The sequence below is a fragment of the Calditerrivibrio sp. genome (assembly GCA_026415135.1).
Lineage (GTDB): Bacteria > Chrysiogenota > Deferribacteres > Deferribacterales > Calditerrivibrionaceae > Calditerrivibrio.
In genome coordinates, this window is sequence record JAOAHS010000037.1 from 58,860 (window position 1) to 73,661 (window position 14,802).

At 37.9% G+C, this 14,802-nt stretch carries 14 protein-coding genes and 1 other RNA gene; all 15 read right to left on the reverse strand.

All coding sequences use genetic code 11. The annotated features are described in order from the left end of the window. Nucleotides 1-2 precede the first annotated feature (2 nt). Nucleotides 3-186: non-coding RNA, 6S RNA (ssrS, locus tag N3C60_07275), on the reverse strand. Further along, nucleotides 184-435, reverse strand: coding sequence for a cell division protein ZapA (locus tag N3C60_07280; protein ID MCX8084701.1), 252 nt, complete (start codon nucleotides 433-435; stop codon nucleotides 184-186). The genes ssrS and N3C60_07280 overlap by 3 nt, the downstream gene beginning before the upstream one ends. A 10-nt stretch (nucleotides 436-445) precedes the next feature. Continuing rightward, a complete protein-coding gene (gene zapB, locus N3C60_07285) occupies nucleotides 446-631 on the reverse strand; it encodes a cell division protein ZapB (GenBank protein ID MCX8084702.1) in 186 nt (61 codons plus the stop codon). Between the two features lie 40 nt (nucleotides 632-671). Continuing rightward, nucleotides 672-3,038 carry a phenylalanine--tRNA ligase subunit beta gene (gene pheT, locus N3C60_07290; protein MCX8084703.1) on the reverse strand — a complete coding sequence of 789 codons (2,367 nt, stop codon included), beginning with the start codon at nucleotides 3,036-3,038 and terminating at the stop codon, nucleotides 672-674. Nucleotides 3,039-3,047: 9 nt separating this feature from the next. Beyond that, nucleotides 3,048-4,058 carry a phenylalanine--tRNA ligase subunit alpha gene (gene pheS, locus N3C60_07295; GenBank protein ID MCX8084704.1) on the reverse strand — a complete coding sequence of 337 codons (1,011 nt, stop codon included), beginning with the start codon at nucleotides 4,056-4,058 and terminating at the stop codon, nucleotides 3,048-3,050. 89 nt (nucleotides 4,059-4,147) lie between these two features. After that, nucleotides 4,148-4,609: a ferritin family protein gene (locus N3C60_07300; protein ID MCX8084705.1), complete on the reverse strand. Its 462-nt coding sequence runs from the start codon at nucleotides 4,607-4,609 to the stop codon at nucleotides 4,148-4,150. Between the two features lie 8 nt (nucleotides 4,610-4,617). Further along, nucleotides 4,618-6,045: an NADH-quinone oxidoreductase subunit N gene (locus tag N3C60_07305; GenBank protein MCX8084706.1), complete on the reverse strand. Its 1,428-nt coding sequence runs from the start codon at nucleotides 6,043-6,045 to the stop codon at nucleotides 4,618-4,620. 12 nt (nucleotides 6,046-6,057) lie between these two features. After that, nucleotides 6,058-7,557 (reverse strand): NADH-quinone oxidoreductase subunit M, encoded by a 1,500-nt coding sequence (locus tag N3C60_07310; GenBank protein ID MCX8084707.1) that lies wholly within the window; start codon nucleotides 7,555-7,557, stop codon nucleotides 6,058-6,060. Between the two features lie 10 nt (nucleotides 7,558-7,567). Next, nucleotides 7,568-9,478, reverse strand: coding sequence for an NADH-quinone oxidoreductase subunit L (nuoL, locus tag N3C60_07315; GenBank protein ID MCX8084708.1), 1,911 nt, complete (start codon nucleotides 9,476-9,478; stop codon nucleotides 7,568-7,570). 10 nt (nucleotides 9,479-9,488) lie between these two features. Beyond that, the gene (gene nuoK / locus N3C60_07320; protein MCX8084709.1) at nucleotides 9,489-9,788 is read right to left on the reverse strand and encodes an NADH-quinone oxidoreductase subunit NuoK; all 300 of its coding nucleotides are present in this window, start codon (nucleotides 9,786-9,788) and stop codon (nucleotides 9,489-9,491) included. A gap of 8 nt (nucleotides 9,789-9,796) precedes the next feature. Further along, the gene (locus N3C60_07325; GenBank protein ID MCX8084710.1) at nucleotides 9,797-10,297 is read right to left on the reverse strand and encodes an NADH-quinone oxidoreductase subunit J; all 501 of its coding nucleotides are present in this window, start codon (nucleotides 10,295-10,297) and stop codon (nucleotides 9,797-9,799) included. A 3-nt stretch (nucleotides 10,298-10,300) separates the two neighbouring features. Beyond that, complete coding sequence (locus N3C60_07330; GenBank protein MCX8084711.1) at nucleotides 10,301-10,738, reverse strand: NADH-quinone oxidoreductase subunit I; 438 nt, start codon at nucleotides 10,736-10,738, stop codon at nucleotides 10,301-10,303. Nucleotides 10,739-10,747: 9 nt separating this feature from the next. Beyond that, entirely contained in the window at nucleotides 10,748-11,737 is a 990-nt protein-coding gene (gene nuoH, locus N3C60_07335) for an NADH-quinone oxidoreductase subunit NuoH (GenBank protein ID MCX8084712.1), read from the reverse strand. Further along, nucleotides 11,727-12,515, reverse strand: coding sequence for a tetratricopeptide repeat protein (locus N3C60_07340; GenBank protein ID MCX8084713.1), 789 nt, complete (start codon nucleotides 12,513-12,515; stop codon nucleotides 11,727-11,729). Before N3C60_07340 ends, nuoH begins: the two co-directional genes overlap by 11 nt. Then, the gene (locus N3C60_07345) at nucleotides 12,505-14,796 is read right to left on the reverse strand and encodes a molybdopterin-dependent oxidoreductase (protein ID MCX8084714.1); all 2,292 of its coding nucleotides are present in this window, start codon (nucleotides 14,794-14,796) and stop codon (nucleotides 12,505-12,507) included. Before N3C60_07345 ends, N3C60_07340 begins: the two co-directional genes overlap by 11 nt. Between the last annotated feature and the right edge of the window lie 6 nt (nucleotides 14,797-14,802).

Consider the following 14,802-nt stretch of genomic DNA (forward strand, 5'->3'; position numbering starts at 1 on the left):
AAAAAAACCCCGCAAGACCGTGTGCAGAGTCGGTTTAAAGCCCTGGCTTACCAGGTACTTTTGGGAATCACCACCACTTTAGGCTTCCTGCTACTGGGCAGGCCTGCACACCATGGTGCGTATCATCCCTTAATTTAGAGGTGTTGGCTCCAAACTTATCTGCAACCACGAATCCCGCAGGGTTTATTCCAATCTACCGATTAGTTCCTGCAATTTAGATTCGCAATCTTCTAACTTTCTCTTAACTTCATAATATTCTGCAGCTATCTTAATAGCTGCCATAACTGCTAACGTTGACGTTGTTAATATATGTCCATTTTTTTCAATCTGCTTCATAGTTTCTTCGACATACGATGCAGCTTGTTTAACTAACCCTGCATCATTGCAGGATATTCTATATTTATTCCCATATACAAAAACCTCATTTGTTGCCAACTATTCACCCCTAAATCTTCTCCAGTAACCGCTCAATCCTCTCTGCCACTGCCTCTCGCTCTTGCTTTAACCTCTGATTCTCCTTTAATATTTCATCTTTTTCTATCTCTAATCTTTCTACCTTTAATTGTAATGCATTATAATCTTCTAAAAGCTTATCAATCTTTTTACTCAACTTATCTATCAACTCTTCCATATAGATAATCTAATACATAATTATACTTGTGTCAATATCTTTACCTCAGCAAGGCTCCAAATCTATTTGACAAGTCTTTTAACAAAGCTTCCACGATAACATTTGCCTCTTCATCAGTCAGTGTTTTTTCTTGATGGTTTAAATATATACGAAAAGCAAGACTTACTTTACCATCTCCTATCTTTTCACCCTCATATCTATCAAACAGTTCCACATCTTTTATAAGCTCATTATAAGCTTTAATAAATTCTAAAATCTTTCCAGCATATAGCTCTTTGTCTAGAACAACAGCTATATCCCTATAAATAAATGGGTACTGGGTTATCTTAGAATACTTTTTTCTTATCTTGGCATTTGCATCACTTAAAATATTTAGGTCTATTTCACAAATGTACAGCGCAGTATCCACATCAAGGCGTTCGTACTCTGATGGATGAAGCTCCCCAATGAAACCCACCTTTACACCAGAGAGATAAAGATCTGCTCCTTTTCCAGGATGTAAAAAATCGATCTCTGTTCTCCTGTATTCACACTGCAGGTTCAACTTCTTTAAAACATTTTCCAGAGTAGACTTTAGATAGAAGAATGTATCAGCTTCTTCTCTACCTACCCAATTATTCCCATAAAACCCACCCATAACACCGAAGGCTAATCTTGCCCTTTCCTCTGGTAAGTTTAGCCCATCCTTCCAACTATGAACATTGGCCACTTCAAACACTTTTAACTGTTTAACACCACTTTTATAATTATTGATCAAACTCTTAATAATACCTGGAAAAACCTGACACCTCATGGTATCCATATCGGAAGATATAGGGTTTTTAACCTTAACAGTCCTACACCCTTCAGCATACCTATCCACAATATCAGCACTCATAAAAGAATAGTTGATCACTTCATGATAACCTATGTCTGCCATCAAAAACTTGATTTCTCTAATCACCTTTTGCAGATTATCCTCTTCATCCGATACAGCATATATTTTTGGTATAGTAACTGGTATCTTATCATATCCATATATTCTGGCCACCTCTTCAGCCAAATCCTGCCATCTTTCCACATCATGTCTATACGAAGGAACAACTACTTCATCCCCAACTAATTCAAAGCCAGCAGATGTAAGTATCTTATCCACTTCCTCCTTATTTAAATCTACGCCTATAAAATCTATTATCTTTTTGTAATCGTATCTTAATTTTACCTGCTCATACGGTTTGTAAGGATTGCTGAGGATACCTGTAAGTATTGCTCCACCAGCAAGTTCTATTATCATGTTTGCTGCTTTGTCTATCATTTCTAATGTTTGAACCCTATCAATACCCCTCTCATACCTATATGAGGAGTCGGTCTTCATCCCCAATCTCCTGGCAGTCATTCTTATAGATTCTGGTCTAAAATATGCACATTCAAGAAAAACATCAACAGTGTCATCGCTGATTCCTGAAAATTCTCCGCCCATAACACCAGCTATCGCCAATACTTTTTTCTCATCGGCGATAACAAGCATATCACTATTTAATACTCTCTCTTTTCCATCAAGGGTTATCACCTTCTCACCTTGTGATGCATTCCTCACTACGATACCACCTTCAATCATCTTTAGATCAAAAGCATGCAAAGGCTGTCCGTATTCTATCATAAGATAGTTGGTAACATCGACAATATTGTTTATCGGTCTTATCCCTGCAGATCTAAGTCTATACTGTACCCATATTGGTGAACTTTTCACCTCTATATTCTTTATGATTCTTCCTAAATATATGGGACAATCTTTATCATTAAGAACTTTTACATACCTATATTTATCTGCAACATCTTCACTCTGTAGTATACTAACACTTTTACGAATAACTTTTTTATTAAAAAGGGTAGCAACCTCTCTTGCAACACCAAGTATGCTTAGACAATCAGCTCTATTTGGAGTAACATTTAGTTCTAATATTGTATCCCCAGTCTGCACAATTTCATTAAAATCAACCCCCACATTTGTACTTTCATCAAGAACAAGTATCCCATCACTCTCCTCTTCAAGCCCCAATTCTGATGCTGAACATATCATCCCTTTAGACTCAACACCCCTGATTTTTGTCTCTTTAATTTTCAAACCATTGGGCAATACAGCACCCACCATAGCAAAAGGGACAACTTGACCTTCCGCGACATTAGCCGCACCACATACCACCTGATACGTTGCTTTACCGGTATCAACAACACATACAGAGAGTTTATCAGCATCTGGATGTTTCGATTTTGATAGTACCTTAGCAGTAATTACATTGGTTACCCTTTCCTTTCTTTCAACTCCTTCCACCTCAAGCCCACTCATAGTGAGCCTGTTGATCAATGTATCTAACTCAATATCTCTAATATCCACAAACTCATTTAACCAATTTAAGCTAACTCTCATATCAACTCCTTAAAATTGTCTCAAAAATCTTATGTTATTTTCAAAAAACAATCTCAAATCATCTATTCTAAATTTTAACATAGTAATCCTTTCTATCCCCATACCAAAAGCAAACCCCTTATACCGCTCAGAGTCATAACCTACTGATTCTAAAACCTTAGGATGAACCATCCCAGATCCCAATATCTCCAGCCAGCCAGTTCCTTTGCAAACCCTACAGCCATTTCCGTTACAGATAACACATCCCATATCTACCTCAGCAGAAGGTTCGGTAAATGGGAAGAAACTAGGCCTAAACCTAACAGGTATATCCTTTCCAAAAAGTCTGTGAATAAATGTAACCAAAGCCCCTTTAAGATCGCCAAATGTAACATACTCATCTATCAAAAGCCCCTCCACCTGATGAAACATCGGTGTATGGGTCACATCGCTATCGCATCTATAAACCTTGCCAGGAGCTATGATCTTTATAGGTGGATTTTTTTTCTCCATTGTTCTTATCTGAACTGGGGATGTGTGCGTTCTAAGGAGCACCTCACCCTCAATATAAAAAGTATCCTGCATATCCCTTGCCGGGTGTTCTTTAGGGATGTTTAGTGCTTCGAAGTTGTAAAAATCAAGTTCTATTTCTGGACCGGTAGCAAGCTCATACCCCATAGACTTAAATATGTCAACGATCTCGTAATAGACCTGTGTGATTGGGTGCAAACTGCCATACTCAAGGGGAAAAGCTGGTAACGTAATATCTAACTTCTCTTTTGATAATTTCAACGCTATCTCTTCTTTCTTTAATTGGCTCTCTTTTTCAGCATACCTTTGTTCAAAATCCTCTCTTATTTTAACAAGGTTTTTACCAACCTCTGCCCTCTTGCTCTCTTCCACATTTCTCAACTCTTTGTTCAGCAGCGAAATTATACCTTTTTTACCAAGATACTTTACCCAAACTTGATATAGCTCCTCTACATTTTTTGATTTTTCTATCTCCTCAATATACCTATAGATTTCTTCCTTTATCTCCATCAGCTACTCCCACTTTTTTTTAATCTTATATAATAAAATTAGATAAAAAAAAAGGGGCAAAAGCCCCTCTTTTTGATTTTAATGATCAATTAATTTTCGGTCAGCACAATGTCATCATACATCTTTTGAATGTTATTCCTATGGCAAGCTTCCTCTATAGCTAACTTCTTGAAAAGCTCTTCCACTTCCTGACCCTTAAACTTCTCTGCAAGCTTTTCATAAAATATTCTTGAATTATCTTCATGCTTCATAGCAATTCTCAGTACATCCTGAACAGACATATCTTCTGTTATCACTTTAGGTAGCACCATATTAGTAATCCCAAGATCTGTATAATAACATTTTGAATCCAATCCTACAATACTTATATCACCAGACTGTATGATCCTTTCTATAAGATCTCTGTGCTTTATCTCTTCTTCAGCAAGTTCCCTGATAATAGCTTTGGCTCCCAGATCCTTTACAAAGTTTAGAAGCTTCTGGTAAAACTCATATGCAAGCACTTCTTTTTCTTTAGCATCTTCTAATGCTTCTCTAATAGTTATTTCCATACATCACCTTAAACGATCATATATTTAACTATATTTATAAAGAATGTTGGAAACACACCTATTACTAACACGAATATCACCGCAAGTAGCGAAGCTATAAAGCTCGCTGGCTTCATCTCCAAGGACACCTCATACTCCGGCTCCCTGAAGTACATGAAAATTGTCACCCTCATGTAGTAGTAACATGCTATTACACTGTTTATTACACCAATTATAGCAAGCCATATCAGTCCACTTTTTAAAGCTGCCGTAAATATATAAAATTTACCCATAAATCCAGCAAGGGGTGGAATACCTGCAAGGGAGAACATAAATATAAGCATCGCAAGGGCAGCCATTGGATATTTCTTACCTATCCCTGCAAAGCTCTCAATCCTTTCATCTTCTATCATACCTTTATTCTTAAGGAGAGAAAGTATCGTAAAAGCTCCAATATTCATAAAGCCATAAACCATAGCATAAAAGGCTATAGCCTGATAACCAAGCTCATTTAGTGATACAACGCCTATGAGCATGTAACCTGCATGGGAGATAGCAGAATAAGCCAACATCCTTTTGACATTGTTTTGAGCTAATGCCACTAAATTACCATAGGTCATTGTAATAACAGCTAAAATCGAGAAAAACATCTGCCATTGGGCAGCAGCTGGCTCCAGGGCAATCCATACGAATCTTACAATTGCACCCATCGCAGCAGCCTTTGGTGCAACTGTCATAAAGCCGGTAGCTGGTGTAGGTGCCCCTGTGTAAACATCTGGAGCCCACATATGGAATGGTACAGCAGATATCTTAAATGCTAACCCCGCAAGCATCATAATCATGCCAAGCTTGATATTAAAATTAGCTGCTCCATTTGCTTTGATCATATTTGCAATATCCACATACTTTGTAGATCCTGTATAACCATATATGTAGGACAATCCAAAAAGGAAAATCGCTGATGAAAAAGCACCTATAATGAAATATTTTAACCCTGATTCGTTAGACTTAAGATTCCTCTTCTCAAAACCAGCTAAGATGTACATGGATATCGCCATTGTCTCCATACCAGCATAGAGTACCGATAGATCAGTAGCGCTTACCATAAACATCATGCCAACAATACTAAAGAACATGATGGTAAAAAATTCTCCTTTAAGTATATCCCTATCCCTGAGATAATCCACTGACCCCAATGTACTCATAATATATGCGATAGCAAATACACAGAAGAACGCAAAGGAGTACATATCCCATACCAATGTCTGACCAAACCCAAAAATCTTAAATCCACCCACCGGTATAGAGGCAAGAACAGCTACTATGATAAAAAATATTCCAAAATAACCAACACCAGATTTACTATTTTTACCTGCAATTATATCTATGACAATCAGTATCAGACCAAAAATCGTCATCAGAAGTTCAGGCATTATTGAAACTAAGTTACTTATCATATCTGCCCTCCTCTACTTCATTGATACACTTACTGCATTAATCTGTTCCACAAGAGCTTTAACAGATTCATGCATGTACGATGTAAACGTCTCTGGGTATAAACCTGTCCAGAATACCACAATTATCAGCGGCATCATGTAAAATACCTCTCTTACATTCATGTCTTCAAGGTCATGTAGATTGGGATTGACGGTCTGGAAAAACACCCTTTGATACATCCAGAGCATATAAACGGCCGAAACAATCACACCCAAAGCTGCAAGACCAGCATAAGTGGGAAACGCTTTAAATGCACCCACCAATACCAAAAATTCACCCACGAAACCGCCCATACTTGGCAACGCCACAGAAGCCATAGTAAATATCAAAAATACTGTGGCATACACAGGGACTTTAACTGCTATACCACCATAATCTGCGATTAACCTTGTATGTGTCCTTTCATAGATAAGGCCTATCAGCAAGAAGAGAGCTCCTGTTATGATACCATGGTTAAACATCTGTAATATGCCACCCTCTATACCAGACTGATTAAAGGCATATATACCCAACGTAACAAAACCCATATGACTTACTGAGGAATACGCAACCAGTTTTTTCACATCTTCCTGAACCATCGCTACAAGTCCACCATAAATAATAGCAATGACAGATAGTATAGCAATCAGTGGAACAAACTTTATCGATGCAATCGGTGTAATAGGTAAACAGAATCTTAAAAATCCATAAGTACCCATCTTAAGCAACACACCAGCAAGGATCACAGAACCCGCTGTCGGAGCTTCCACGTGGGCATCTGGCAACCATGTATGGAATGGGAACATCGGAACCTTTATGGCAAAACCAAAGAAAAAGGCAAGGAACACAATTATCTGGAACTCTATTGGGAACTTAGCACCCAAAGCAGATATCTTTAATATATCAAACGTATACTCCCCTGTCATGCTTCCATACTTAAAGTACAGTGCGATAATGGCAAGTAGCATGAACACAGAGCCAGCAAGTGTATAAAGAAAGAATTTCACAGCAGCATAAACCCTTCTCTGACCACCCCAAACTCCTATTATAAGGTACATTGGGATCAGCATAGCCTCCCAGAATATGTAAAATAGGAAGAAATCAAGGGCACAGAATACACCCACCATCGCAGCTTCCAGTATCAACATCGACACATAGAACTCTTTCTGCCTCTTTTCAATATATGTAAATGAAGCCAATATTGAAATAGCTGACAAAAACGTCGTGAGAAACACCATTAAAATAGATATACCATCTACACCAAGGTAGTAGTCTATATTCAATGATCTGATCCAATAGTATCTTTCTACAAATTGCATACCTGCTTCACTTTTGTTAAAGTTTGTCATAAGTGGAATAGTAAGAATAAACTCTATCACACTTGCAACAAAGGCACTCCACATTGCAAATTTACCGCTTTTACTAAATATCAGTATAAATACGGCTGCAACAACCGGGAAGAAAATCAGTATCGATAATATATTATCCATCATTGTCAGCCTCCTAACCTACATAAAATATTGCAACAAGGATGACAACCCCAACCACCATTGTAAAGATATACGTTTGTATCCTTCCAGTCTGGATCATCCTTAGTATACTACCTAAAAATTGTGATACTTTTCCAAAAGCATTCACTATAAAATCTATGAAGTTGGCATCAAAACCTTTCCACAGGAAGTTTGAGATAGTTACACATGGCTGAACAATCAATGCGTCATAAATTTCATCAAAATACCATTTGTTGTAAAAGAGCTTATGTATTGGTCTAAATGTTTTGATTGTTTTCTCAGGAAGATCAGGTGACTTCATATAGTATAGATATGAAAGTGCAATTCCAGCCACCGCAACCACTATAGAAAGCACCATCAATGCAACTGCTGTACCATGAGATAAATGATGAGGTTTTAACCCCGGTGGAGTTAACACTGGTCCTAAGAATTTATGAATATACCCATTTTCCAAAGGATAGCCAAAGAGCATACCCACCAGCACAGACAATATAGCAAGTAGCACCAAAGGTAAAGTCATTTGCCATGGTGACTCATGGGCATGATCGTATAAGTGATGATCCCTTGGCTCACCCATAAACACCATCCACCATAACCTAAACATGTAGAATGCCGTCATAAAAGCCACCACCGTACCTATAAACCATGCCAATTTATGATCAGTGGCAAAAGCCATAGCCAAAATCTCATCCTTACTCCAGAAACCTGCAAGAGGAGGGATACCTGCTATTGCAATACAACCTATTAAAAATGTCCATGCAGTTATAGGCATCTTTTTCCTCAATCCGCCCATAACCCTTATATCGAGATTATCCTGCATAGCATGCATAACACTACCAGAACAAAGAAACAACAGCGCCTTGAAAAATGCATGGGTGAAAAGATGGAATATCCCCGCAATATAAGCCCCTGTACCTGTAGCCATGATCATGTACCCCAGCTGACTCACAGTTGAGTATGCTAATACCCTTTTGAAGTCAAACTGTGTTAAACCTATTGTAGCACCTAAAAATGCAGTAACAGCACCCACATAAACAACTATTTCACTTGTAATATGGGCCTCAGAGAAAAGTGGGTTACATCTTGCTACCATGTAAACCCCAGCTGTAACCATTGTAGCAGCATGGATAAGAGCAGAAACAGGAGTAGGACCTTCCATCGCATCTGGCAACCACACATGAAGTGGGAACTGTGCCGATTTACCAATGGCACCACAGAACAGACCAAATGTCATAAGATCTATTAAACTAAAGTCAATGCCAAAGAGATTAAAACCAACACCTTTAATAGCCTTTATGGCTTCATAGTTAAAGGCATCTGAGTAGTTTAAGCTTTTAAATGTTACAATCACAAGTAACAAGCCGATATAAAAACCGAAATCCCCAACTCTGTTTACAACAAATGCTTTCTTGTTTGCATCAGCTGCACTCTTTTTGTGGAACCAGAAACCGATCAAAAGGTATGAGGATAAGCCCACAAGCTCCCATCCCACGAATAACATGAGGAAGTTATTACCCATTACCAAAATAAGCATAGAAAGGGTAAAGACTGATAAATAGGTAAAGAACCTCCAGTACCCCTTATCATGATGCATATATCCGATGGAGTAGATATGAACCATCGAACTAACAAAGGTTACAACAACAAGCATAATTGCCGTAAGAGGGTCTATAAGTATACCAAAGGGTATAACAATGTCATCAGCTAACACCCATTTATAGACTACAGCATCTAACCTATAACCGTTCATTACCTTAAAGAAAGTGATGATTGATATAGCCAAAGATATAAGCACACCTGTGACAGCCACATAGTGAGCCTTATCCTTTATATATAGTCTGCCAAAGATCCCATTTATCAACAGCGCCACCAAAGGTGCAATTAGAATTCCTAACTCAATCATTGGCAACTCCTTACCCATTCATTGTATTAAGTTCATCAGCGTTGACAGTAGGTTTGTTCTTAAAAAGTGCAATGATCAAAGCAAGCCCTACCGCTGCCTCAGCTGCCGCCACAGCCATCACAAACACTATAAACACTTGCCCACCTAAAGCATTTAGATACTTTGAGAATGCAGCAAGATTTATATTTACAGCATTTAACATCAATTCCACTGACATAAACATAACTATTAGATTTCGCCTAACAAGTACTCCAGTCATCCCAATTGTAAATATAATTGCACTTAGTGCTAAGTAATGTTGAAGTGTCATAGTTCCTCCTAATCCTTCTTAGCGAGCACAATTGCCCCTATCATAGCCACCAACAGCATGACTGAGACAATCTCAAATGGCACCAAGTAGTTATTAAAGAGTTCATAACCAAAAATCTTAACATTGCCATACTGTTTATAGATTTCAGGTGTGTAAGGTCCGCTTTTTCCAATAACATTTGCACTTTGTAGCGTAATCAGTATCTGTATAAACACTACAAAAGATGCAACTATGCCCAGAGCATATCTAAAAGGGATTTTTATAAAACCCTTACTCTTTGGATTAAGCAGCATAACAACAAAGAGGTACAATACCAATATAGCTCCTGCATACACAAGTACCTGAATCGCGGCGATGAACTCGGCATTGAGCTGAACAAATATACCAGCCACAGCAAAGAACGTGAGCAGCATCCATAGTGCTGAATGAACAGGGTTTTCCCTTGTTATCATGAATAACGAGGAGATGATCGCCACAAAAGCCAAAACATAAAATCCCAGCTGCTCCATAATCTATTCTCCTTTGTTATAATTTTTTACTAAGTAGTTCATATTTACGACATATTTTTCTCTATTTGCTTCAACTATGTCATATTTTTTACCCATATGAATAGCATCTTTAGGGCATGCCTCCTCGCAGAATCCACAGTAAATACATCTGTCGAGTTCGATGACAAACTTCCTTATAAGTCTTTCACCGTTTGGTCCTGCATCTGTCTCTATATAGATACATTCAGATGGGCATACTTTTTGACAAAGGTAACAACCCACACACTTTGGATTCCCTTTTTCATCTGTTTTTATATAATGAACACCTCTAAACCTGTCAAATATTACCGGCTTTTCAAAAGGGTATTTAAGGGTAACAGGCTTTTTAAAGAGATGTTTAAGAGTAATCCCAAGACCTTGAAGAATCTCTGTAAAAAATAGTGTATCTACAATATTTCTCATCTTCCACCTCTAACTCATAGCATACACAACTATGGACGTAACAACTACGTTCAAAAGAGCAATAGGAATAAGGATCTTCCACCCTAACGTCATAAGTTGATCAAAACGAAGTCTCGGTAGTGTTGCCCTCAGCCAAAGATAAAAAAACATCAAAAACAGTACCTTAGCTGCAAACCATATAAAGCTCGGTCCAAAAGGTCCATTCCATCCACCTAAGAAAACAATCGTAGCAATAGCAGAAACCACATACATATTTGCATATTCAGCAAGGAAAAACATGGCAAACTTCATACTGGAATATTCCACATGGAAACCAGCCACAAGCTCTGTTTCTGCTTCTGGCAGGTCAAATGGCGCCCTATTAGTCTCAGCAACAGCAGATATTATATAGATAACAAATGCAACAAACTGCGGTATAAAAAACCACAATCCATTAGCCTGGGCCTCTGTAATTCCTTTTAAGCTCAATGTACCCGCTAAAAGGATCGGCCCAACAAGGGATAAAGCCATTGCAGTTTCATAGCTGATCACTTGGGCTGAAGATCTTAAAGATCCCAAGAGTGCATATTTAGAATTAGACGCCCAACCAGACATGATAATCCCATAAGTACCCACTGACGATAGAGCAAGAATATAGAGAAGACCTATGTTAACGTCAGCGATATAGAGATTATACTCTTTTCCAAAAAGGTTGATGGTAGCATTTGTAAAAGGGATAACGGCAAAAGCACTTAGTGCAGGTATCAAACTTAAAAGTGGCGCAATAATATACACCGGCTTATCAACCATTGTAGGAACAATGTCCTCTTTTGCCACGAGTTTTAACCCATCGGCTATAGGCTGCAGGAGACCTTTCCAACCAACATGTGTCGGTCCAAGCCTCACCTGCATATGACCAATGACTTTTCTTTCAAGCCAGGTCATGTAAGCTACGCCCAAGAGCAGAACCGTGATTACAACAAGAATCTTGATAACCACAAAAATTAGTTCAACTAACATAACCAACCTCTTTAATTTTTTTTGTATCATTTAAAACTTCAATGATCTTGTTTAAAAATTGGATGTCCGTAACAGCATTAGAAACCAGATCTATAAAACCACTCTTATCAATAATACCTTTTTCTACAAGCATTTCATACACCCTGATAGAGAAATCTACACTTTTTATACTATTTTTAAGACTGAGTATGAATATCTCTTTAGCATCATCAAAAGCTGAGTTTCTGATATATATATCAATTAGTTTGATATACGCATCCACAAACATGGGGTTTATACTTATGATCTCCTTAAGAATAGACACCGCCTCATCTTGTTTTCCGAGGTAATAACAGCTAAGAGCATAATAATACTTTGCTGAGGTATGTGATTTATTTGTTTTTATGATATTTTTAAAAATCTCTGAAGCCTTTGAGATCTCTCCAATTTCAAAATATAAAGTGCCTAATAGAAACTTAGCTCTCGTGTTTTTATTGTTCATCTTGATAGCTTTCTCAAGGGCTTTTATCCCTTCGTTGTGTTGAAACATCCTTGAATAAGCCATCCCTAATCGAAAATAATATTGGGAATAGTTAGGATTAATCTCGATAGCCCGTTTTATGTCACTTACAGCTTCTGGGAAATCCCCAAGATCATAATGGGCCAGGCCTCTGTAAAAATAGGCCTGACCTGTCGTATCATCATTATTACTTAAATATTCACTTAGAACCTCAATCGCCATCTCTGGTTCGCCCTTAAGATATTCCTGTATCCCTCTTTTAAGATCGTTATCCTTCATGCTTTACAAGATCAACCCGCAAATATTCACCTTTAGCAAATATCGACTCTACCCCAATATAATTCTTAGGTAGAGCAACTACACCCTTTGGCATATATTTTTCGAATTCCACTCTAAACCTTTTCATGATATCACCACATTTTACAGAAACATAATCCCCTTCGGATAAATTTAACCCTTTTGCATCCTCTGGATTAATCTCCAACAACGTATCACTATAAGCTTTCGATAAATCAGGGGACCAAGTGGTATAGGTACCTGAGTGGAATCTTAAGCTACTTTGATACAACTCAAAAGCACCTTCTCCTGACATTTTAAACCCACAGTCGTCTGTTCTATCGATTACGTATGGATATTTAACCAAACCACCATCAAAATCCACATCTCTATAAAGTTCAACATCTTTTTTGATAAGTTTCTGTAACTCTTCAATATCAGATGGAAGCACAACCCCCATACATCTTGAAACCTGGGAGAATACCTCTGCATCAGAAACAACCCCTTTATCAACAGCCTTTTGCAATCTCTGCACTCTACCTTCGAGGTTTGTGAAAGTTCCCTCTTTTTCAACAAAAGAAGAGACCGGTATATACACATTAGCCAATTTTGCTGTTTCAGTAAAATAGGGATCAGTAACCATTATAAAATCTGTTTTTGACAAGAAACCCAAAACTCTGTAATAATCAGGATTATGGACTATATTCTCCCCAACTATCACTAAAGCTTTTATCTTATTGTTACTCATTAGATCTTCGAGTTTTGGAACAACTGTTCTCTTTATACCGGGTAAAACACCCTCAGCACAACCCATATCCACAATCCCCTGAGAGTTATTTTTAAGCTTACAGGGGATAAGTTTTATCTTGGGTAGAGCTTTCTTTATCCTGCTAACCAAACTTACATCAACAACACTATAGGGATTGTAGATCAGTACAGGTGCATTAGCAAAGATCAATTTTTGCGCTACAGAAGAACATCTATTCGATTCACCTTCTATAGCCTTAACAAAATCCTCCATGAGCTGATAAAGCTCAGAGGGCTTACCAGTATAGAACTCTGACGCCACTCTTTTTAAAGCAGTATATTTTGGATAAAAGACCCTAAGACCACCCTCATTCTTCCTAGCAGTCATTCTTACGAAAAGACCTAATATCGGATTAGACTCTGTTAAATCGATATTCAATACCGTGATATCATCAGCAGATTCCACATCAGAATAAGTACCTTCTGGTAGACAATTTGCCGATTCTGATGAATATATATAGTTTGTACCTAAGACTTCTCTTGCAAATTTCTGCAATAGATATGCTTCTTCATTCGTGATCCTGGGCGAAACAATAAAAGCTATGGAATCTCCACCAAATTTATCCTTGATTTCCTTAAGTTTTTCCGAAGTTATCTTGTATGCCTCTTCATTCGATATATCTTTATAATCATCTCCTGACTTTATCTTAGCTACTTTTTCCCTCTTTACGCTATTAAAAGCCTCAAAACCGAATCTGCCTTTCACACACAACAAACCTTTATTAACACCAAGTTCATACTTTTCCGTAATCCTAAATACCTCATTATCCTCACTATCCACCACGATAGAACAGCCACAAGAACAGAAACCACATATAGTTTCAGTTTTTTCAAGATTCCACGGTCTATTCTTAAACAAATATACCCTGTTGTTTAAAGATCCAACGGGACAAACACTCATACACTGACCGCAAAATTCACAGTTCCATGGTTGATTAAAAGCTGTCCCTATTATGGTATCTGTACCCCTGTTCTGGAAGCTAATAGCTTGAATATTCACAACCTCGTCACATATTCTTACACATCTACCACACAAGACACATCTGTCTATATCCCTTTCTATAAATGGGTTAGTATGGTCAACTGGAGTGTCATTTGGCTTTGGATCAAACCTAACCTGGTTTACACCAAACTCATAGGTAAGATCCTGCAACATACACTCCCCCCCTTTATCACAAACAGGGCATTCAAGGGGATGGTTAATCAGAAGCAGTTCTATAAGTGTCTTTCTTATTTTGGCAAGCTTTTCACTGGTGGTAATAACCTCCATACCGTTTGCTACAGGTGTGGTACATGCAGTCATCAGCTTAGGATTGTTTTTGACCTCCACTAAGCAGACTCTGCAAGCACCAAATGGCTTTAAAATCTTATCATGGCATAGCACCGGTATATGGACACCAGCTTTTTCTGCTGCATCAAGTATTGTTGAATTTGGTTCTACTTGAACTTCTATTCCATCTATCTTTAACGTAACCATATTCAT